The sequence below is a fragment of the Candidatus Chloroploca sp. Khr17 genome, from assembly GCF_004138165.1.
Classification (GTDB): domain Bacteria; phylum Chloroflexota; class Chloroflexia; order Chloroflexales; family Chloroflexaceae; genus Chloroploca.
In genome coordinates this window covers 1-21,241 of sequence record NZ_RYFF01000013.1, presented here as the reverse complement: position 1 = coordinate 21,241, position 21,241 = coordinate 1, and the positions used below count along the sequence as shown (strand labels likewise).

16 protein-coding genes and 1 pseudogene are annotated in these 21,241 nt (G+C 59.1%); 12 read left to right on the top strand and 5 right to left on the bottom strand.

What is annotated here, in order from left to right:
• The first annotated feature begins 13 nt into the window (after nucleotides 1-13).
• The 3 genes from EKD05_RS09940 to EKD05_RS09930 all read left to right on the top strand — a co-directional run bounded on the left by EKD05_RS09940 (nucleotide 14) and on the right by EKD05_RS09930 (nucleotide 3,570).
• Entirely contained in the window at nucleotides 14-1,615 is a 1,602-nt protein-coding gene (locus tag EKD05_RS09940) for an amidase (RefSeq protein WP_129672285.1), read from the top strand.
• 134 nt (nucleotides 1,616-1,749) lie between these two features.
• Nucleotides 1,750-2,667, top strand: coding sequence for an ABC transporter ATP-binding protein (locus EKD05_RS09935; protein WP_129672284.1), 918 nt, complete (start codon nucleotides 1,750-1,752; stop codon nucleotides 2,665-2,667).
• A gap of 9 nt (nucleotides 2,668-2,676) precedes the next feature.
• The gene (locus tag EKD05_RS09930) at nucleotides 2,677-3,570 is read left to right on the top strand and encodes a hypothetical protein (protein ID WP_129672283.1); all 894 of its coding nucleotides are present in this window, start codon (nucleotides 2,677-2,679) and stop codon (nucleotides 3,568-3,570) included.
• Nucleotides 3,571-3,610: 40 nt separating this feature from the next.
• On the opposite strand, the gene EKD05_RS09925 is transcribed toward EKD05_RS09930, so the two are convergent.
• Together EKD05_RS09925 and EKD05_RS09920 are read right to left on the bottom strand one after the other, a co-directional pair.
• Entirely contained in the window at nucleotides 3,611-4,051 is a 441-nt protein-coding gene (locus EKD05_RS09925; RefSeq protein WP_129672282.1) for a hypothetical protein, read from the bottom strand.
• A 6-nt stretch (nucleotides 4,052-4,057) separates the two neighbouring features.
• Nucleotides 4,058-5,413, bottom strand: a complete 1,356-nt coding sequence (locus EKD05_RS09920; protein ID WP_129672281.1) for a BCD family MFS transporter — start codon at nucleotides 5,411-5,413, stop codon at nucleotides 4,058-4,060.
• A gap of 585 nt (nucleotides 5,414-5,998) precedes the next feature.
• Between EKD05_RS09920 and EKD05_RS09915 the strand changes: the two genes are divergently transcribed.
• From EKD05_RS09915 to EKD05_RS09890, 6 genes are all read left to right on the top strand, one after another.
• Entirely contained in the window at nucleotides 5,999-7,624 is a 1,626-nt protein-coding gene (locus EKD05_RS09915) for an FAD-dependent thymidylate synthase (RefSeq protein ID WP_129672280.1), read from the top strand.
• Nucleotides 7,625-7,722: 98 nt separating this feature from the next.
• Nucleotides 7,723-8,706 (top strand): TPM domain-containing protein, encoded by a 984-nt coding sequence (locus tag EKD05_RS09910; protein WP_129672279.1) that lies wholly within the window; start codon nucleotides 7,723-7,725, stop codon nucleotides 8,704-8,706.
• Between the two features lie 167 nt (nucleotides 8,707-8,873).
• Nucleotides 8,874-10,469, top strand: a complete 1,596-nt coding sequence (locus EKD05_RS09905) for a hypothetical protein (protein WP_129672278.1) — start codon at nucleotides 8,874-8,876, stop codon at nucleotides 10,467-10,469.
• Nucleotides 10,470-10,636: 167 nt separating this feature from the next.
• On the top strand, nucleotides 10,637-12,343 hold the full coding sequence (locus tag EKD05_RS09900) for an AMP-binding protein (RefSeq protein WP_129672277.1): 1,707 nt from the start codon (nucleotides 10,637-10,639) through the stop codon (nucleotides 12,341-12,343).
• 10 nt (nucleotides 12,344-12,353) lie between these two features.
• Nucleotides 12,354-13,286 carry a TerB family tellurite resistance protein gene (locus EKD05_RS09895; protein WP_240695715.1) on the top strand — a complete coding sequence of 311 codons (933 nt, stop codon included), beginning with the start codon at nucleotides 12,354-12,356 and terminating at the stop codon, nucleotides 13,284-13,286.
• A gap of 15 nt (nucleotides 13,287-13,301) precedes the next feature.
• Nucleotides 13,302-14,648: a M14 family metallopeptidase gene (locus tag EKD05_RS09890; RefSeq protein ID WP_240695714.1), complete on the top strand. Its 1,347-nt coding sequence runs from the start codon at nucleotides 13,302-13,304 to the stop codon at nucleotides 14,646-14,648.
• Nucleotides 14,649-14,729: 81 nt separating this feature from the next.
• On the opposite strand, the gene EKD05_RS09885 is transcribed toward EKD05_RS09890, so the two are convergent.
• Nucleotides 14,730-15,149 (bottom strand): gamma-glutamylcyclotransferase, encoded by a 420-nt coding sequence (locus EKD05_RS09885; protein WP_129672275.1) that lies wholly within the window; start codon nucleotides 15,147-15,149, stop codon nucleotides 14,730-14,732.
• Nucleotides 15,149-16,189 (bottom strand): endonuclease/exonuclease/phosphatase family protein, encoded by a 1,041-nt coding sequence (locus tag EKD05_RS09880; protein WP_165360669.1) that lies wholly within the window; start codon nucleotides 16,187-16,189, stop codon nucleotides 15,149-15,151. Before EKD05_RS09880 ends, EKD05_RS09885 begins: the two co-directional genes overlap by 1 nt.
• 341 nt (nucleotides 16,190-16,530) lie before the next feature.
• Between EKD05_RS09880 and EKD05_RS09875 the strand changes: the two are divergent.
• Nucleotides 16,531-16,692 (top strand): annotated as a pseudogene (locus tag EKD05_RS09875) (type II toxin-antitoxin system HicA family toxin); the annotation flags it as partial.
• Nucleotides 16,693-16,774: 82 nt separating this feature from the next.
• Nucleotides 16,775-17,209, top strand: a complete 435-nt coding sequence (locus tag EKD05_RS09870; RefSeq protein WP_129672273.1) for a LiaF domain-containing protein — start codon at nucleotides 16,775-16,777, stop codon at nucleotides 17,207-17,209.
• 67 nt (nucleotides 17,210-17,276) lie between these two features.
• Here the strand turns inward: EKD05_RS09870 and EKD05_RS09865 are convergent, their stop codons facing one another.
• A complete protein-coding gene (locus EKD05_RS09865) occupies nucleotides 17,277-19,775 on the bottom strand; it encodes a mannose-1-phosphate guanyltransferase (protein ID WP_129672272.1) in 2,499 nt (832 codons plus the stop codon).
• 312 nt (nucleotides 19,776-20,087) lie between these two features.
• Here EKD05_RS09865 and EKD05_RS09860 point away from each other — a divergent pair, with 312 nt between their 5' ends.
• Nucleotides 20,088-20,864, top strand: a complete 777-nt coding sequence (locus EKD05_RS09860) for a hypothetical protein (protein ID WP_129672271.1) — start codon at nucleotides 20,088-20,090, stop codon at nucleotides 20,862-20,864.
• Nucleotides 20,865-21,241 lie beyond the last annotated feature (377 nt).

Below are 21,241 nucleotides of genomic sequence, written 5' to 3'. Positions count from 1 at the left end.
CGAGGATAAAGCTATGACCACACTTGATGATCGGTTGCGCAATCGTTTGCACGCTGCGGGCATCGCGGCGAGTGATGAGGATCTTGAGGGGATTGCGGCGAAGGGCTTCTTGAGTCGGCTGGCCGATTTTGCGCGCATTGTTGCCGCGGTGCCTACGGCGACCCTTCCAGATTACCTGGATGCCCAGAGTTTGCCTGTTCCATCTGAGGTTGTTGCGGTAGCGCCGTTGCCACTGGATGGTTCTGTTGATAGCCTGCTTGGCGTCGCCGCGCAGCTCCGCGCCGGGGCAACGACCCCAACGGCGCTGCTCGAAGCGGCGCTGGCCCGCATTACGGCCTATGATCCAGCGCTGAATGCGGTACAAATGGTGCTGGCTGAACAAGCCTATGAGGCGGCCCAACGGGCTGAAACGGAACTCGCGGCAGGTCATGATCGTGGCTGGCTGCACGGCATCCCCCTGGCGATCAAAGATCTCCTGGATATGGCCGGCTTGCCGACGGCGGCTGGTTCATTGATTTGCGCCGGGCACGTGGCAACTGAGGATGCGACGGCCGTCGCACGCCTGCGTGACGCCGGGGCGGTTCTGGTGGCGCGCACCCGTATGTCCGAGTTCGCCTATTCACCTGGCTCGAACAATGCCCACTATGGATCAACCGCCAACCCGTTTGACCCGACCCGTGATACCGGCGGATCGAGTAGTGGCTCGGCGGCGGCCACGGCGACCGGCATGACCTATGCTGCCCTGGGAACCGATACGGGTTGCTCGATCCGCATTCCGGCAGCTTTCTGTGGCCTAGTTGGACTCAAACCCACCTGGGGACGCGCCAGCCTGGCCGGTGCCGTGACGCTCTCGTGGTCGCTTGATCATCTTGGGCCATTGGCGCGCACCGTCGCTGATGCCGCAGCAATGTTAGAGGTGCTGGCCGGGCCTGATCTACGCGATGGGCGCACGTTGCGAGCGGCACCACCCTATGTCACAGGCGAGCTTGGGGCAGGGGTACGTGGCCTGCGGATCGGCATGATGGTCAGTGATGGCAGTGGCTTGCCGATGGCCGGAGTCGAGCAGTTCGATGCCGTACGCCAGGCCGCCGAGGCCCTTGAAGCCGCCGGCGCGACCGTCATCGCGATGGATATGCCTGAACTCGACGGGCTACGGGTAATTGGCAGTGCGCTGCTCGCCATGGAAGCGGCCTCGTTTCATATGCCCTGGTTGCAGACGCGACTCGGTGACTATGGCGAATTTATGCGCCAGCGCATCCTCTCGGCCTTTGCCTATGAAGCAGACTCTTTTGTGCGTGCGCAGCAGGCGCGGGCCTTCTTGCGCCGTGCGATCAGTGCGCGCACCGCCGACCTTGATCTGTTGATTGGGCCGATCCATCCGGGGCCAGTTCCAGAACGTGGCGTACCGGCAACCAATGGCCTGGCAATCCCTTTCAACTGCCTCGGATGGCCCGCCCTCACCCAACCAACCGGGTTCGGCAGTGACGACTTGCCGCTTAGTGTCCAGCTTGTTGCCCACCCCTGGCGTGAAGCAACCCTGCTCCGCGCCGCCTATGTGGTCGAACAAAGCCTGGGCTACGTGCGATGGGAACCAGGTTCAGGGCTCATAGCCTGAGATTCTGCCGGCATTGTAGCAGACTTGAAATCTCTTCCTCGCCCGGCTATAATTTAGTCAGGCTGTTCCTTGGCTGCGCTCTGTTCCCCCGTGCAGCGCTGCTTGCCCTTGCAGTTGTCTTATAAACTGATCTTATGTCAACTCAAACCTCCGATGCGGCGATTGCGACCAGCAACCTTACCAAGCGCTATGGTGAGCGCGTTGCGGTCGATGCGTTGACGCTCACGGTGCAGCGGGGTGAGGTGTTTGGGTTTCTGGGGCCGAATGGGGCCGGCAAGACGACGACGCTGGCGATGTTGCTTGGTCTGGTCAGGCCGTCGGCGGGGCAGGCTGTGGTGCTTGGGGTTGATGTCGCTGCGAACCCGGTGACAGCGCTGGCCCGCGTCGGCGCGATGATCGAGGCCCCCGCGTTTTATCCCTATCTTTCGGGCTACGATAATTTGCGGGTGCTCTGTCGGGCCGGTGGCATCGCTGAGCAGCGCATTGCCGAGGTACTTGAGGTTGTCGAAATGACCGGCCGCGCCCGTGAGAAGGTGCGGGTCTATTCACAGGGGATGAAACAGCGCCTGGCCCTTGCCGCAACCCTGCTGCCCGATCCCGAACTGATCCTGCTTGATGAGCCAACCAATGGCCTTGATCCGGCGGGAACGGCCGAGATTCGGCAGTTGATCCGCAGCCTAGCCGCCCGCGGGCAGACGATCTTCCTCTGTAGCCACCAACTCCACGAGGTCGAACAGGTCTGCGAGCGCGTGGCGATCCTCAAGGCCGGGCGCTTGCTCGCCGAGGGCCAGGTGGCCGCGTTGCTCCAGCGCGATCAGCGCCTCAGGGTACGCATCGAGGGCGATGCAAGCAAGGCGATCGCGTTGCTTCAGGCATTACCCTGGGTGGCGGGTGTCGAAACTGCTGCTGACCATTTGATCGTGGTGACGCCCACCAGTCGGGCCGCTGAACTCAATGCCTATCTCGCCGCAGCCGGGGTGCCGGTCGCCGAACTCGCCCCGGAGCTCAGTTCACTCGAAGACTTTTTCCTTGAGGTGACTAGCGCACCATGATGGTACAGTATGTTCACTCGTCTCTTTGCCGCTGAATGGCTCAAGCTCTGGCGTCGGCCCCTGGCGTGGGCCATGCTGGCGATTTTTCTTGGCCTGCTTGCGCTCTCGCTGGTGCTTTGGACGTTGGTGGTGGCGCTGCACGAGGGGGCACTTGGCATGAGTATCACGGTGCTGCGGGATGAACAGGTGGCCGAGATCCGGCGGCAACTGAGTCTGCCGGGCATCTTTGGCATGGTGCTCGGGCAAGTCAATAGCACCGGCGGCATCCTGGCGATCCTGCTGGCGGCGGGGTCGCTCGGCGGCGATTATAGCTGGGGAACGCTGCGGAGTTTGCTGAGTCGCGCGCCGGATCGTCGGGTCTATCTGCTCGCCAAAACGATGGCGCTGCTGCTCGGTCTGCTCATCGGGGTCGTGCTCGGTCTGCTCGTTGGCGTGCTGATCGCACTCATTGCCAGCGCCTGGCTCGGTCTCCCGCATGAACTAGGCGCACGTGATCTGCTCGTGTTGCCGATTGGCATCGCACGTGCGCTCTTGATCATCCTGCCTTACCTGCTGCTTACCCTTGCCAGTGCCGCCCTGGGTCGCTCCACGCTCGCCGGGATTGCGGGCGGCATCATCTTCCTCATCTTCGACATCGGGGCCGGCTCGCTCACGTCACTCGGTCTCGTCAACCCACTGATTCGCCAGGTGCTCAACCTGCTTTTGCAACCCAACATCAACAGCCTCGTCATGCAAAATGGGCGTCTCTTTGGCCTCGACCAAGCGCTACTGACGAATGCCCTTGACCCAACCGTGCTCCCTTCGCCACTCCAGGCCACCATTGTCGTCAGCCTCTACAGCCTCCTCTTTGGTTACACGGCCTGGCGTACCATCGCCCGCCGCGACATCACCGGAGCGCAATAAGCGACGCATGGATAGGGCGAAGCAGCACTTAGGGCAAAGCTCACCGTCCAAAGTAGACGACCAACAGGGTTACAGCAAAAAAGCTGAACGAGACGCCGAAGAGTTGGTACCAACGGCGATAGGTCGCCGGAGTACAAGGGTAGGTGATCGGGCGGATGCCTAGGAAGATGAAGCCCATCGTTGCGGCGAATTGAGCAATGAAGAGACCGATCTTCAGAAAAACCCAGGTGTTCCAACCAAGATAAAAATGGGCAAGGGCGATCCCAGAGATCATCAGGCCGAGAAAGACGACGTCAACAAGCTTCACCTCGTGGCGAATATAAGCGCGCAGGAGTTCGCCATCCGAGGCAAGGCCATCTGGCTTGGTCAGACGTGGCTCAAAGGTTCGCACGACCAGTGAGGAGGCCACAATCGCGCCCATCCAGATGGCAAAGCATGCGACATGGATCAAGAGCAAAGCGTGATACGCAAACACGAACATGTGGGCTTACCCTGCCGTATCCATCGCCAGCGCGGTACTAATATCGGCCCGCGTCAGACCTTTGAACTCCTGAATACTAATGCTGCGCAAGAGGCCAATGGCAAGGAGCATCGCAACGGCTTCGAAGCCAAAGATGACCCCATAGCCCATCGCCTCAGAAAGCAGGCCCGTCTCGATGAGTCCGGTATGCAAAGCCCCACTGAGGACATTGGCAAAACCGGTTCCGAGGCCTTGCGCCATCCCCCAGAGGCCCATATAGAGCCCAACCTGGCCTTCGATGGTCATATCCATCATCATCGAGAGGGCACCGACATCAAAGAAGCCGACGCCAAGACCAATCACCAGCAACGCCGGGGTGATCAGCGCAGCCTGGTGCGTCAGACCAGCGCCAGCAATCGCCAGCAAGCCGATCGCAACCATCAGGCCACCAAGCGTCGCAATCGTCTTTTTGCTGAGCGAGGTGTAGGACGAAATAATCCCCATAAGGAAGATGCCAAGCAAGGCTCCGCCGCCCCAGGACTGCTGGAAGGCAGCTGTTTCCTTCTGGTTCATCCCAAAGACTTCCGCACCGAAGGGTTCAAGAATAGCGTCCTGAAGGAAGATGCCCATCACCGCAAGCAGCACAAAAAAGAAGAAGGCCCGCACATGGGGATTCGAACTCATCAGATTACGTGCGATCCGGAACGTGCTCAGTGGTGAGGCTGATTTGTCAGGTTCAGCAGCCAGCAAGGCGGCGTGCTCCTCCGGCGTAATGCGGCGCTCCATGCCAATGATGCCGAGAAAGGTGGTGATGAAGACCACCGCAGGCGTGAGGTTGTACAGGCGCTGCATCGCCTCAGGGTCATAGTTGGGCATCATCTGTCCTGCTATCACTGACGTGATGATCCCGCTCAGGATAATGGCAGCCCAGACGACGGCAACAACCCCGCCACGTTCTTTTTCTGTAGTAACTTCGGCCATCAGGGCATTCGAGGCACTGCCATTCATTGCCATCGCAACCCCAAAAAACCCGATCAAGAGGAAAGCCTCGAAGGTCGCCGCCAGGCTGCGCTCGCCAAGACCAACCGCAATTGAGGGAAGCAAGAGAAAGATGAGCGAAGCGCCCATGCCGCTGAGGAAGATGTAGGGCGTGCGCCGATAGCCAAAAAGTGCATAGCGATCAGCAAAACGACCCCAGTAGACCTGAAAGAACGAGATGAAGTGATGCAAGCCGATCAGTGACGTAACGACAACCGCAAGCGCACCGAGATCGGCAATCGAAACGCGGTTGAAGTTGAACGTCAGCAGGGCGAACATCCAACCTGCTCCAATACGGGCGATCGAGAGGCGCATTGTCTTGAACCAGAAGCGTAGAAACCCCACGGAACCCCTCCATTTCTTGGAGTCTGGGCCGGTGTCTATCCGACCCATCTAAGGTATGTACCCAGCGAAGAACAAGGCACCAGGGAGCCGATCAGTGGCTCTTCAGGCATAATGCACTGTTCCTCAATGATAGATTGCAAATTGATCGGAAAAAACCGGCTTCTTGCGAGAACCGGGGTTAGACAACAACCTGTAGCCCAAGAGGCTACGGGTGCTCAGGGGCATGCATGTACGCCCTGGCATCCGGGCCAGCGGGTGACCACGAGACTATCGGGGCTGAATAGGTACAGATGACAATAGCGTGGATTATAGCATACTTCTTGAAGGTGTCCAGTCTGCGTGATCGCGTAGGCAATTCTCGCTTTGCCCAGTCTGCGGTACAATGCCCTCGATCCAATACCTTGAACCGTATTGGCCCTGGATACCCAACCGATCTGTTTTAGTAGTCTGGGAATGAAGTTTTCTGATAAGGCGCGACCCGGGAGTGCGGGCGGCCCGCCCGCTGGTGCGCCCGAAGCGGGCGAGCTGCCCGCGCTCCTAGGCATAGCGGGAACTTTTGTTGACAGACTATTCAGGAGCTCCTTGATGTTTGAGCCGAACGCCGAGCACTTTACCGCAGAGGAGATCGCGCTGCTCCAGCCCTTTGTGACCAATACCGAGCGTCCGATCTTTTGCTTGCGCAATCTTCCCGAGGTGGTGAAGGGCGCACTCTTCTCACGCTATAGTCGGAGTACCAAAAGTCTGCGTCGTCTCTTGCTTGATGAGTTTATCAGCGCGCCCGAGTCGGGTTTCCACTTGATCGTGGCCGGGGCCGGCAATGATCCTGCTGCGCAACTGGTTGCCGTCAAGCAGGCCGAGGCTTTCTACGAGCGAGTGCTGGTCGGCTACGGTGACGATTCGGTCGCTGAACTCGGTGGTGCCCATGTTGCCTGCGAGGGCGTGAGCAATATCGCGGCCAAGGTGCTCGAAGATAGTCGGCTCGGGCTCTCGCCGCTCGAAAAGTCGACCCGTTATGTCCGCTTCGATCAGCAGGGGCCTGAGGGCTACGCTTACCTGCGCGAGCCTGCCCTGATGGCATCGCCGTATGCCGCACGCTTCACCGACGCAATGGATCATCTGTTTCGTACCTACAGTGCGCTGCTTGCCCCGGTGCAGGCGTGGGTACAGACCCAGTTTCCGCGTGACCCGGTGACGTCGCAGCGAGCCTACGCAAGCGCGACCCAGGCGAAAGCTTTCGACCTGCTGCGCGGCCTGCTCCCGATGGCGACCCGCACCAACGTGGGGCTCTTTGGCAATGGACGGGCCTTCGAGTATCTGCTCACCAAGCTTGCCGCCACCCCGTTCGCCGAGACGCAACAGCTTGGCGAGGCGATGCAGGGCGAACTGGATCTGGTGATCCCGGCTTTTGTGAAGCGCTCGAAAGGCGACCGTGGACGCGCCTATGCAGCCTACATCGCGACGCTCCGCGAGCGCGTCGCCGCTATCGCCGCGCACATGGATGCATCTCAGCCATCCCAAGACGAGGTCACAGTTCGCTTGGTTGACTATGATCCTCAAGCGGAAGAGAAGACCGTGGCGGCGATTCTCTATCCTCACCTGGATCTGCCGCTTATGGACATACAGGAACGCGTTGAGGCCATGCCCGAGGCCGAGCGGGTCACCCTGATTGAGGCCGCGATCGGCGAGCGTGCGAGCCGCTTTCATCGCCCCGGGCGGGCGTTTGAAGAGCCATACTACAGCTTTGATATCCTGGCGGACATCGGTGCATACCGCGATCTTCAGCGTCACCGAGTGCTGACCCAGGAGCGCCAGCGCTTCACGGTAGCACATGGGTTCGTTGTGCCACCCGAGCTTGAAGAGGTTGGGGTGGGCGATACGTATCGGGCCGCCTTGCAACAGGCCGCCGAGGTCTGCATCGCGATGCAAGCCGATTTCCCGAACGAAGCCCAGTACGCAGTTCCTTTCGGTTTCCGCGTGCGCTGGCGGATCAAATTGAATTTACGCGAGGCGTATCACCTGATCGAACTGCGCAGCACACGCCAGGGGCATCCCTCCTATCGCCAGATTGCCCAGGCGATGTTCCGTGAAATCAGCGCTGTCCACCCGACGCTTGCCAAAGGCATGCAGTTTGTCGATCAGAACGACTATGGCCTAGAGCGGCTCACCGCTGAGCAGCGCCTCGATCAGAAACGCCAGGCGCAGGAGGGGTAAGGCTAAAACTTCGTTGACCCATCAATCATGCGGATGAGGCCAGTCCCCCATGCTATAATCTCATGTACAAGAAAGAATTCGTGGGGAGGAATAGTGCTGTGCGTCATGTTCTTCGACTAGTAGCAGCGATCGCCTTGCTCCTGCTTCTGGCTGTTCCAGCGTTTGCCCAAGGACGTGTGCTCATTACTGATCCAGACGGTCGCCTGGATCGTGGCGAGGTTGAGCAGGCAGCGCGTCCATTGCTGAATCGCGGGGCTACCGTTGCGGTCTATATTGTGCCCAATGGTGATGCCGATGATTTTACGGAACGCATGATCGATGATGGCGTTGGGCGTCCCGATGGCACGATGCTCAATGCGTTGATCGCGATCTATGTGGCCGAGAATCCACCGTATAGTGAGATCGCGTATGGCGATGATTGGGCCCGCGCCCTTGGCGTCAATGAGAATGCCGAGGCGATCCGTCGTACCGAACTAAACCCTGGTCTCTCGTCTGGCGATTTTACCGGTGGTGTGGTGAGCGCGCTCGGGGCCATCGAGAATGCGATCGTGAACCCGCCGACACCCGGTGGCGGCACAACGGTCAATTTTGATCCAACGCCAGTTGTGCTCGGTGTTGGTGGTCTCGCCGCTGCCGGGGCCGGGGCCTTTGCGTTTACGCGCCGCCGCCGTACCGCGCAGGCCCGCGCTGCCGCTCAGCAACGGCTTAAGGACGCCCGCGAGGCGGCGAGTCTCAAGATTACCGATCTCGGCCAGCGCTTCCGTAACGCTGACGACAAGGCGAAGTTTGATGCGGTCTCGTATGCCAAAGCGGATATCAACCGCCTTGCGACCCTCCAAAAAGCGGCGCTAGCCGATTTTGTCAAGGCGCAGCAAACCTTCAAGGAGACCGGTGACCAACTCGAGCGTCACGAAAAACCAAGCAATGCGCAGTTTGAAGAGGCTGCCGTGCAATACGATCAGGTGAGTGTCGCCTGCGATACGGTCAGCGATGAACTGGCCGTCATCGAACAACTTCGCCGTGACCTCGATGAGCAGGCGCGTATTGCGCAGGAGGAACTCGACCGCGCAAAAAAAGCCTGACCGACGCTACCAACCGTCTTGCGATCCTGGGCGATGCGATTGCCGATCCCGCGGCCGCGCTCGCCCCGATTAGTACAGAGGTTGCACGTGCGACCGCCGCAATGAAGTCGTATCAGGCTCCAGAAGCGACGGCAGCCGCTAAGGTAGCGTCGGAACAAGCAGATATTTTGATTGCACTGGCGAACCAGTTCGCCGGTATTCTGGCCGATACGGCCGCTGAACGTACCGCTGCCGAGGCGGTGCTCGCCGAGGGGTATCGCCTCGATCTGATGCACGAGGCGCTCGCGTTGGTCGAGACGGCGCTCGGCTCAACTGCCGATGCACTGCAATCTCAGCAGTATGATACCGCCCGCGATCAGCTTGGTATGGCGCAAGCGAAACTCGTCCAGGCTGTGGCCTCGGGCAGTGGCGCACCCGCGCTGCGGGCCGCCAATGCTGCCCGTCTCACAGCGATCCAGGCCCGTGGTGAAGCTACGGCCCGCAAGATTGCCGAGGGCCACGAGGTCTTTGATCAGGTGGACGAGTTTGCCGAGAGTAGCTGGAGCGATATTCGGGGCAATGGCAGCGAAGCCGAGGCTGCCGCCGACCGCGCCCACGAACACTGGGAACGCGCCCAGGAGCAGAATGCGATGGAGGTGCAGGCGTTTGTGGCCGCTAGCGAGCAACTTGATGCCGCTGAGCAGGAACTCACCTATGTTGATCAGTTGATTGAGGCGATCATCACCCGCCTGCAGGACCTTGAAACGGCCCGTGCGTCGGCGCGTGAGTTGCTGGAAGAGGCCGAACGCAGCATCGAGGCTGGTCTCGCTTTTGTCAAAGCCAATGATCCCGATGTCAGCAAAGTCCCCGAGCAACAGTTGCACGAGGCTGCGCAGCAGCTTGCCGTAGCTCAGCAGGAGGCCGCTCAGGCCAAGCCAGACTGGCTGCGCCTCGCGACCGCCGCCACCACCGCCGATCGCCTGGCTGATGCAGCCCTCGCCGCCGCGCGCGGCGAAGCCGAGTCGATGGAGAAACTCCGTCAGCAGGTCGAGAAACTCGGGCCACTCGTTAGCGGCGAGATCAATAAGATCGCCCGCTTTATCAATCTGCACGGCAACGATATCCAGGCCACGACAACTGCGTCGGTCAAGGTCCTGGTGGAACGCTTTGAAAAGGCCCAGCAGGCGCATAAGCAGGCCGGAACCTGGGAAGAAGAGCGGCGCCGCACGGCCTTCAAAGAGGCCCTTGAAGCCTATAGTTATGTCCAAACCGAAAGCAGCGTGGTCTATCAGGCCGCACTCGCCGATACCCAACGCCTTGAACAGTTGCGCACCGATCTCAATAGCGCCATGACTGATGCGCGGACTGCCGTCGAAGAGGCCGAACGCCTGGACCAGCAGGCCGGCAAGCGGACGCCGTCGGGGGCAAAAAAGCAAGTCACGGAGGCCCGCGCCCGCTTTGATAAAATCCGCTTGCCGATTACCGGTGAGCAAGAACTGAAACAAACGATTGAGGAGGCCAAAGCGATTGCGCAAGAAGCCCGGGAAGCTGCCAATGAGATCCGTAAACACACCTCACGCCCCTCGGGTGGCGGTGGCGGGCTTGGCCCTGTGATCATCATGGGCACAGGCCGCCGCGGTGGCTGGGGTGGCTCGGGCAGTTGGAGCAGTGGCTCGAGTCGCGGCAGCAGCGGCTGGGGGAGTGGCGGGCGTTCGGGCGGCAGTTTTGGTGGCGGGCGTTCCGGTGGGAGCTTTGGTGGCGGGCGTTCTGGTGGTGGTTGGTAAGCCGTCCAGCCACCGCTGATGAGGGGCAGAGTTGCCCACACACGTGTCCTGGGAGCGAGAGCGGGATGCCCTCGAAGACATCCCGAGGGCGGGACGCGCTCGCTCCCAGGCTTGCCTGTTACCCTATATGTGAACACGTACGTCAGAAGAACCAAGCAGAGGAGCTTATGGAGACAACGCAAGGGAGCTATGTCAGTGGGACGAGCACACAGCCGCTACTCGGTGAGACGATTGGGGCGTGTTTTGAGCGCATTGCGGCGCGTTTTCCCGCGAACGAAGCCCTGGTCTGCTGTGCGCAGGGGTTACGGTATACCTATGCTGAGCTTAAAACCGAGGTCGATCGCTGCGCCCGTGGCTTGATGGCGCTCGGTCTGGTCAAAGGCGAGCGGGTTGGTATCTGGGCCCCGAATCGGGCCGAATGGGCGATTACCCAGTTTGCGACGGCCAAAGTCGGCCTAGTTCTGGTCAATATCAATCCATCCTATCGTCTCCACGAACTCGAATATGCCCTGAGTCAAGCCGGGTGTCGGATGCTCATCATTGCGCCCCAGTTTCGCACCAGTGACTACACCGCGATGATGTATGAACTCGTACCTGAATTGAATGAAGCGTCCCCTGGACACGTGCAAGCGGCCCGCCTCCCCGAACTCGAGATGGTCGTGCGCCTCGGTGACCAACCTTCGCCTGGGATGCTGACGTGGGCCGACCTGCTCGCGGCTGCCGAACAGGTTAGCCCCGAAGCCTTGCCGATCCGTCAGGCCGAACAGCAGTTTGACGATCCGATCAATATCCAATACACCTCGGGCACGACTGGCTACCCCAAAGGGGCGACCCTGAGCCATCACAATATTCTGAACAACGGCTACTTTGTCGCCGCGTTGATGCACCTCACCGAGCAGGATCGCCTCGTTATTCCGGTGCCTCTTTACCACTGTTTTGGCATGGTGATGGGTAACCTCGGCTGCCTCACCCACGGGGCCACGATGATCTATCCAAGTGAAGGCTTCGAGCCGCTGGCCGTTTTACAGGCCGTGGAGACCGAGCGTGCGACGGCGCTCTATGGCGTGCCGACGATGTTCATCGCCGAGCTTGAGCATCCCGACTTCAAGCGCTTCGATCTTACCAGCCTGCGCACCGGGGTGATGGCCGGGTCGCCCTGCCCGGTCGAAGTGATGCGCCAGGTGCAGTCGGTGATGCATATGCACGATGTCGAGATCTGTTACGGGATGACCGAGACCAGTCCGGTCAGCACCCAGACCCGCATTGGTGCGCCGCTCGAAAAACAGGTCAGTACCGTGGGTCAGGTGCATCCACACGTCGAAGTCAAGATCATCGATCCCGGTACCGGGCGGATCATGCCACGTGGGGAGACGGGTGAGCTCTGTACGCGCGGGTATAGTGTGATGCTCGGGTATTGGAACAACGACGAGGCGACGCACAAGGCGATTGACCGCGCTGGCTGGATGCACACTGGCGATCTGGCGGTGATGGACGAAGAGGGGTATATTAATATTGTCGGGCGCATCAAGGATATGATCATTCGCGGCGGTGAGAATGTCTATCCCCGCGAAATCGAGGAGTTTCTCTATACCCATCCCAAGATCAGTGATGTCCAGGTGATCGGGGTGCCCGACCGCCGCTACGGCGAAGAAATCATGGCCTGGGTGAAACTCAAGCCCGGTACGACCGCTGACGAAGAGGAGATCCGTGCCTTCTGCCAGGGCCAGATTGCTCACTTCAAAATCCCTCGTTATGTCAAATTTGTGGAAGCCTTTCCGATGACGGTGACCGGCAAGATCCAGAAATTCCTGATGCGACGGCAAAGCATCGAGGAACTCGGCCTTTTCGACGACGCCGCAATGAAAACAGCATAAGGAACGGTGTATGGCAAAGTCTCCGCTGGCAATGGCGCTCGCCAAAGTCATTATCGCCGCTGCATGGGCCGACGGTGAACTCGCGCTTGATGAGGTCAACAGCCTCAAGAATCTCCTCGCCGAAATGGGCCAGAACGTCGGTTCCGACGAGATGAGTCTGACGATGCAGGACTGGGCGCAACTCGATATTTACCTCTATTCGCCAGTCGGAGCAGAGGAGCGCACCCGCCTTCTGGAAGAACTCGCAGCCAACCTGCGTGGCCCGACTGATCGTACGCTCGCGCTCGAAGCGCTTGATCGTCTGCTCGCCGCTGATCGAGTCGTCACCGAAGAAGAGCGAACGGTCGGCAATGAGATTCGTCAGGCGGTCATGCGAGCCGATGCTGGCCCGCTCGCCGGGATGGGGGCGCTGCTACGGCGTACCTTTGGCATCAAAGCCCGCGGCCCCAACCGTGAACAGTACCTCGACGAGTTTCTTAACAATCGTGTCTATTATGGGGTGCGCGTTCGCCTCGGCAAAGCCCCCGAAGAAGACCTGGGCATTCCACCCGACGAGGCGCGCAAACTGGCGCTTGCCGGGGGCATCCTCGCAACCATTGCGCACGTCGAGACCCCCGTCAGCGAGGCCGAGCGCACGCGGATCGTGACTGCACTCAAGCATGGCTGGGAGATTAGCCACGAACGGGCCGAGTTGGTCGCCGAGGTCGCCCTCGCTGAAAGCGCCGATGATCAACTTGACCCCTATGTCATGACCTACGAATTTGCCCAGCGTACCACGATTGCCGAGCGTGTCCGCTTTCTTGATGCGCTCTTTGCCGTCGCTGCCGCCGAGGGCGGCATCAGCAGCGAAGAGAGTGCGACGATCAGCCGCCTTACGAGCAGTATCCGTCTGGAACAGCGCCATTTTGTTGAAGCAAAGCGCAAAGCGCTTGGTGAAGGGTAGACGTTGCAGTTCTTTGTGCTTATTGTTACCACGCTCTGGCTGACGGTGCTGACCAGTCCCCTGCTGGCCTGGCAGCCGCTGCCTCAGGCAGCACCGCCACAGCAGTCAGAGCGTCGTTTTGTCCTGGGTCTGTCAGCCCAGGGGCGCCCGATCGAGGTCGTGCAGTTCGGTAACGGGCCGCGCAAGCTCGTGGTCGTTGGCAATGCGCATGGCGGGCCCGAGGCGAATACCTATCGCCTGACGAATGAGTTAATCGGCCACCTTGCCGCCAATCCCGAGCTCGTCCCACCGTCGGTGCGGCTCTTTCTCATTCCCTCGCTCAACCCCGATGGGCTTGCGCTCGGCTGGCGGTTTGATGCGGCTGGGGTTGACCTCAACCGCAACATGAATACCAACCTCGACGCTTGCCCTGACAATGACTGGAGCCAGACGGTCTTTGGGGCGTATGGGCTGATCGCCGAGACCGGCGGTCCGTATCCCGACTCACAGGTCGAGGTACGCCTCTTGCGCGCCTTTCTCCTTGATGCTGCCGGGGCGATCTTTCTCCACTCCAATGCCGGCCTGGTCTTTCCCGCCACGTGCGAACACGCCCCTTCGATCGCCATGGCCGAACGGTACGCCAGCGCCGCCGGCTATCTCTATAGCCGCTACTGGCCGCTCTACGCCATCACCGGGGGCATGCACGACTGGGCAGGAAGTATGGGCCTTGCCGCGATCACCCCGGAACTGATCACGGGTACCGACAGCGAATTCCCCCAGAATCTCGCAGGCCTGCTGGCAGTGCTCGAAGATCCCGCCAAGCTGTTGCCGTTACCCGAGGATGGCGAGGTAGCTGGCGAGACGATCCCCGCCCCCATCTACCGCTACTGGCGTGCGCTCGGGGGCGAGGCTCAATTTGGCGTGCCCCAGGGTCCGGCGCAGCAGACTGGCGACCAGATACGGCAGCGATTTGCCACGGTTGAACTCGTGATCGACAACGAGCAACGCGACACCATCTGGTTTGTGCAACCAGCACCCCTTGGAAGCCGTGCCGCCACGAGTCGGGCCTATGGCGGCTCCGCCGCCCTTGTGCCCCTGACCGAACCAGGCGACGCCCTGATCTTCCCCGAGACAGGCCACCGCCTCCGTGACGCCTTTCGAGCCTTCTGGCAACGCGAAGGCGGCTTGATGGCCTTTGGTCTACCGCTCTCGGAAGAGTTTCGCACGCTCACCGCCGATGGGCAAGCGCGTACGATCCAATACTTTGAACGGGCTATCTTCGCCTACGCCGCCGAAGACGGCAGCGTTCGCCTCGAGCCACTCGGCCTGCGTGAAGCAGCCCTTGAGCACCTAGCCCTGCCTGCCCGTCACATGGCGCGCTGATGATTTGACGCAAAGAGGCAAAGGCGCAAAGGCTTCAGATATCAGATGCCAGCAAAGCTAGCATCTGATATCTGAAGTATTTTATGCTGCCCAATTGCCGCCAGGGATTTTGCGCAGCTTCCCGGCCCGGATCTGAGCCAGCATCTGGGTGCCGACAACATAGACCCAGGCGCGAAAGGGGCCGTGCTCGGTCAGAATATCCATGATGATGCGCTCGTAGAGATTCTGTGGGCCATCCACAACATACCCTTCGAGCCGATCAAGATCCTGGAGCACGAGTTCATAGACCGACGGGCGCAAGGTGATCAACGTCCCAAAAACCCGTTCCTCAGGGCGGGCGAGATCGGGTTCACACACCAGAAACGGGTACGGCCCTTCGGTAAAGAGCGCCCCCTGAGCAAGCCATGCAGGCACTTCCGCAAGCGTTTGGCCCACCAGATAGCGGGCATAATTCGACTCACCCGGCTTGAGCGTCCCATAGACAAAAAAGGGCAATTGCATCACGGCTTCCCTACCACCCCTCGCTCTTCAACACCAAAATCCCCGACCAGCAGACAATGGTCGCTGCCATACCATTGACAATCAGTGATCAGCGTACGTGGACGCACACCTGGTGCGGTAAAGAAATAGTCAATGCGCAGCAAGCCAAACGGCACCTGCAGCATCCCAGGCCGCCACGAGGCCCCAAAGCCACGGCCAACCGCCCGATGCACATCAACCAACCCATGCGCCAGATCAAAATAGGCTTCTTCGCGCTCGGTCACATTCATATCGCCACCAAGGATCAGCGGATCGTCAGACTGCGCCCGGATCTCATCAACAAAACGCCGGAGATCGACAATTTGGGCATCGCGTGGCCCTTGATTATAACAGCGCAACACCGCACAGTTGGTACCAAAGGTACGCGGAGGAATAGGATGGGCGTTGATCACGCTCAGCCTATGGCCCTCGATGTCCAAACGCGCCCAGATGATACGCGGCATATCCCAGTGAGCCTCGGCGAATTGTGGCACTGACGCCTCCAAGATCGGATAACGGCTAAAGATCGCCATCCCCGGCGCCGTGGTATACGAACCAATAAAGTGGTAGGGATACTGCGTCGTCAACCACTCGCTCACCACAAAGCCTTCGCCAAGCATCTCCTGCACCAACAAAATATCGGGTTGATAGGCTTCTAGCTGTACCTGCAACTGCGCAGCCGACACCCGCCCATAAAAGAGATTCCAGGTCATGATGCGGACCTGCGCCCCCGTCGCAGGAGGTGCAGGTGGCCCGACAGCGAAGGCCGGCGGATAGACGATCAGAAAGACCGCGAGCGCCGCCCCCAGGGCCAGCCGGAGGAACGAGAGGCGCATCAACAGAGCCAGCGGCAGCAGCAGCAGCAACGGGAGAAACAGAAAATGCGCAAAGACCTGGGTCAGCGCCATGAGCCCGGTGCGCTGCGGCGCAACCAGCGCAACCAGGGTTAACCCGATCAGCCCCATGGGGTAAAGTGCCAGCAAACCATCAAGCACGCGTTGTCGTTGTCTCTGCCGTTGCACTGCCATCCTAATCCTAACCAACCGGTTTCAATGCTAGCTACTAGCCCCTATACTATAGCAGATCCGGGCGCTCTTCTCTGTTGTAGCAATTACCTTTGAGGTCTCCGCATACGTGTCATGCTGAGTACCAAATGGCCGGCGGGTCAGTGATGCCGAGATAACATCCGGGGATGTTATCAGGAGCGCAGCGAAGGGTCTCAGGCATTCCAACGGCAGCGATGCTTCGCTATAGTCTGGGAACTACATTTCCCGGTAGCGCCGCCGATCACGAATGGGGGCACGAATAAACGAATACCGCACCGCAACGCCCATATTCGTGGACGGCGGCGCTACCAGAAAACTTAGGTTACAGGCCACTTAAGCGTACGACAGGTTCACATCGCACGTTACAGCGCCCTGGCTGGCCTGATTTTGTTTTTGCTTTTCACGATGGCGAAGAAATTGGCCCCCGTATGTTGGCACGTATTGCCAGGCATACGGGGTTAAACCCGCAGGATCTATGACTATATAAAGACTTTTGTGCAACAAACCCCCCCACGCTAACGTCGCATGATACAGGTGTGATGGAACAAGGGAGGAATAGCCATGGCTCGTTTAACCATTTTTCACGATATCAACCGGACGCATCGCTCGGGGCGTTTTGAAGAGGAAGATATCTCGACGATCTTTGGAGATGTGCGCTTAAACCTCGTGCGCAAACCGGCTGAGTATGGCGAACACACGATGCGCGTATTGACCGTCTTTGGCGATGTCCAATTGCGTCTCTCGGAGGATGTCGGCCTGAAGATCGACGGCTTTGCGCTCTTTGGCGATGTCGAGGTCGAAAAGATCAGCAGCAACGACCGCGCAAGTGGCGGAGCCGACTACATCAGCGAAAATTACGACACCGCCCCGATACGTCTCAACCTCAATGTCACGACCATCTTTGGCGACCTCGAAATTATTCGGTTGCCCATCGCCAGCGAAGGCCCGGCCTTGTACGAAGGCCAGACCACCCGGCTCCCTGGCGAGGTTGATTAACCTTGCTTGCTTCGCACGAAAAAAAGCCAGCTTCGGCTGGCTTTTTTTTGTGCGAAGCAAGGCATCATTATTGCAAACTGGTGACCAGACCCGTATACTTCTCGACCAGAACGCGGGCCTGTTCTTCATTGTAGCCTTCGGCGATGACGTGAAAAAAAGGCCCGTCGGGGTCAGGCAAGATCAGCACCCACTCGTTGCCGAGATCGATTTTGATACCATCAACCTGCTCGGCGCGGCGTTCGGCGTACTGCTCGTTGAGGATGCGCATCACCTTGCCCTTTGATTCCCAGCGACACGGGACGCGACTCTGCGCCATATAATAGGGTGGCAACTCGGCGATCACCGCACTAAGGCGAGCCTCGGTGAGCGTTAGCAACTCCATAAGTTTAACAATCGCGAACATCCCGTCGGTAATCGGATAAAACGCGGGGAAGATATAGCCCCCGGTTCCATCACCAAGCATCAGCAGATTGGGTTGCTGCGAGGCGGTCTGCATCAACGCGCCCATCGTGGCGCGGGTACGCAGAATGCGCCCCCCATACCGTTCAGCAATCTTCTCGAAGGCGCGTGGTGCCGTAACTGGCACGGCGACAGTGCCACCGCCGTGGGCCTGCATAGCCATCGCGGTAACGGCCGCCAAGGCGCGCAAGGGATGGAGCCGCACACCCTTATCATCAACGAGGAAAATCTTCTCGCCACCACTATCGAGCCGCACCCCCATGCTTGCCCCGACAACCGGCGTAATCTGGGTCAAACGCTGGACTGCGGCCTCAAACTGCGCCGTTGTTTGAAAGACCATCTGTTCATCGGGATTGACATTCAACTCAACCGAGTCAACCCGATAGCGGCGTAGCACCGGCGACAGGATCATGCTGGCGCTGGTATTGGCATAGTCAATCACCAGGTGAAAACTCCGCCCAATCATCTCGAGCGCATCAGGCCGCAGCGCCTTGAGAAAAGCGGACGTATAGGTTGAGGCAATGGCATCGCCATAGCGAATCCGTCCGATCTCATCAAGATAGGCCCGGCGAAAATCTTCACGAAAGAAGGTATTTTCAATTTTGCGCTCGACGGTTGACACAATATCGAGGCCATGCTCATCAAAGAACTTGACTTCAACGACCCGGTTATCATAGGGAGAGAGCCGCACATGGATGCCGCCAGAGGCATTGATTGCCCGGGTGTAATAGCGCGCCACAGGGATGGGCACATTTTGCAGGTCACAGACATTGATACCGGCCGAAGGCAGACCGGCAACAATCGCCCGTTTGAGCATCCGGGGGGTATAGTGGGCATCACGGTTGATGGTCACCGTTGACCCACGGGTCAAAGTAGCCCCAAAAGCAGCGCCAAGTTTCGCGCATAATTCAGGAGTGATTTCGATATTAACCAGACCAGTCACACCATAGCGCCCAAAAAGCACCCGTCGCCCCTGGCTACCCCAGATAATGCTACTGCTAACCGTCGCACCCTCATCAACCTCTTTGCTGGGCCAGATCTTCACATTGGGCTGGATCACCGCCCCGGCCCCAATCTGCACACCATCGCCAATCACAACCCCTTCAAAGAGCATCGCCCGCTGACGAATATTGGACTGGCGCAAGACAATCGCGCCCCGCAACTCGGCACGCTCCCCAACATACGAATTGCGCCAGATGATCGAACGATCAATATTGGCCCGTGTGTCAATAATGGTATAATCACGAACCACCGAAGGCCCATGAATAATGACCCCGCTTTTGATCTTAGCCCCATGTCCAAGATAGATCGGCCCGTGAAGTTGCGCATCAGGGGCAATTTCGGCGTCACCATCAACCCAGACATCACCACCAATGTTATGCCCGAGGCGCGGCAGATTAACTTTGCCCGCCAGGTAATCGCCACACGCTCGCATATACTCTTCGATCGTGCCAACATCCGTCCAGTAGCCCTGGGTCACAAAGCCCTGAATGCGGTCACCGCGCTCGATCATATGCGGGAAGATATCTTTTGACCAGTCTGATGATTTGCCTCGTTCGATATAGGCCAGCACCGAGGGATCAAGCACATAGACGCCAGTATTGACGGTGTCGGAAAAGACCTCGCCCCAGCTCGGCTTTTCAAGAAACTGACGGACATTGCCATCTTCATCAATAATCACCACACCATAATCAAGCGGATTATCAACGTGATAGAGCGTGATAGTCGCTTGTGATTTCGTTGTAAAATGATGATCGATGATTTTACTCAAATTAAAATCGGTCAACGCATCGCCAGAAATAACCAGAAATGGCTCATCAAGCAAATGCTCGGCATGTTTGACACTCCCGGCGGTACCAAGTGGCATCTCCTCGAGTGAATAGGTAATATTCACGCCATAGGCGCTGCCATCACCATAATAATCCTGAATCGCATTCGCAAGGTATTGAACGGTAATAATAATATCAGTAATGCCGTGGATTTTGAGGAGTTCGATAATATGTTGAATCACCGGACGATCTACAAGCGAGACCATCGGCTTGGGGCGGTTAATGGTCAGAGGTCGCAGGCGGGTGCCTTCGCCACCTGCCATGACGACGGCTTTCATGGCTACTCCACAGGCTATTCCGTTACTCTGCGAGGTTATGCGGACGGCAGGATTGCCGTCTCTGAAGTATACACGTTCTTAGAGGGAGCCGCAAGGAGGGCAATTGCATCTTTAGGGCTACGCTGAACATGGGGGAACCACGTTCCCCCATGTTCAGCGTAGCCCTGATTGCATCTTCTATCCATTGATACGAGAGTCGGAGTTTATCGCCTAGCGCTCTTCGCCCCACATGTGCTAGACTGAAGGGACACTTCCTCCTCTCCATATCTCCATCAATGCTGTACGACAATTATCGGCAGCATCGGCGCTGCGGTGGGTTCTACCGCCCTCGGGGCCGGGGTCGGCGCGAGCATCGGTGGTCTGGCTGGCGTCCTGATGAGCACCGGAGTGCCCGAAGAGTCGGCCCACATCTATGCCGAGGGTGTGCGACGGGGCGGCGTGCTGTTGACCGTGAGCGTCGATGCAGCCACAGACGAGCGGGTCAATGTCGATGCGGTGATGCGCCACTATGGGGTGGTAGACATCGATCAGCGCAGCAAGGAATGGCACAAAACCGATTGGAACCCCTCGCTGGCAACGGACACGAATCACCCAGACTTTGCCCAGGGTCAGCGTACGATGCCACCTAGCACGAGCCACCCGGACTTTGCCCAGGGTCAGCGTACGATGCCACCTAGCACGAGCCACCCGGACTTTGCCCAGGGCCAGCGTACGATGCCACCTAGCACGAGCCACCCGGACTTTGCCCAGGGTCAGCGTACTGCGCCATCCAGCACAAACCACCCGGACGTAGCCCACGGTATGCACAGCGCCAACGACAACAATGATCGCGACTTTCAAACCCACTATCAGTCGAGGTTGGCAGCGGGCGGACGGCCCTACAGTGACTATGCTCGGGCCTATATCTTTGGTACCGATATGGCCACCGACGCGGGTATTGATGGTCACACATGGGATGCGGTTGAGCCAGACTTGCGCCGTATCTGGAATCAGAGCCATCCAAACACCTGGGACGAGTTCAAGACAGCCGTGCGCTACGCATGGGAGAAGGCACTAGGCCGCCGCACACAGGCGAGCATAGAGGACTGAGTCTCATACATTTTCTGCTCTGCTGCCGAAGGGAGGGTCGGCTTTAGTCGGCACTCCAGCATACCAGGAAACTTCATTCCCAGACTAATCATTAGTCTGGGAATGAAGTTTCCTGGCGTCCTCAGCCGTCCACGAATTGGGGCCACGAATGAACGAATGCGTGCGGCACAAAGCCCGCCTGCGCGGGCTGGATGAGGCCGCGCAGGCGGCCTTGGCGACCCGTCGCCGAGGACTTCAGCCCGACGGTGCTCCGGTCAGGTGGACGGTGCATCAGCCCTGGCGGTGGTGACGGGACATGCCCCTCACCAGGTGTCACTTTTTTATGGTGTCAAACGTACACAAACCAGAATACCGGCAGCGGACGATCGAAGGTGCGC

What these genes read in the sequence shown, in the direction of transcription:
- EKD05_RS09940 (WP_129672285.1), top strand. Translation starts at nt 14, where the DNA reads ATGACCACACTTGATGATCGGTTGCGCAATCGTTTGCACGCTGCGGGC.
- EKD05_RS09935 (WP_129672284.1), top strand. Translation starts at nt 1,750, where the DNA reads ATGTCAACTCAAACCTCCGATGCGGCGATTGCGACCAGCAACCTTACC.
- EKD05_RS09930 (WP_129672283.1), top strand. Translation starts at nt 2,677, where the DNA reads ATGTTCACTCGTCTCTTTGCCGCTGAATGGCTCAAGCTCTGGCGTCGG.
- EKD05_RS09925 (WP_129672282.1), bottom strand. Translation starts at nt 4,051, where the DNA reads ATGTTCGTGTTTGCGTATCACGCTTTGCTCTTGATCCATGTCGCATGC.
- EKD05_RS09915 (WP_129672280.1), top strand. Translation starts at nt 5,999, where the DNA reads ATGTTTGAGCCGAACGCCGAGCACTTTACCGCAGAGGAGATCGCGCTG.
- EKD05_RS09900 (WP_129672277.1), top strand. Translation starts at nt 10,637, where the DNA reads ATGGAGACAACGCAAGGGAGCTATGTCAGTGGGACGAGCACACAGCCG.
- EKD05_RS09895 (WP_240695715.1), top strand. Translation starts at nt 12,354, where the DNA reads ATGGCAAAGTCTCCGCTGGCAATGGCGCTCGCCAAAGTCATTATCGCC.
- EKD05_RS09885 (WP_129672275.1), bottom strand. Translation starts at nt 15,149, where the DNA reads ATGCAATTGCCCTTTTTTGTCTATGGGACGCTCAAGCCGGGTGAGTCG.
- EKD05_RS09870 (WP_129672273.1), top strand. Translation starts at nt 16,775, where the DNA reads ATGGCTCGTTTAACCATTTTTCACGATATCAACCGGACGCATCGCTCG.
- EKD05_RS09865 (WP_129672272.1), bottom strand. Translation starts at nt 19,775, where the DNA reads ATGAAAGCCGTCGTCATGGCAGGTGGCGAAGGCACCCGCCTGCGACCT.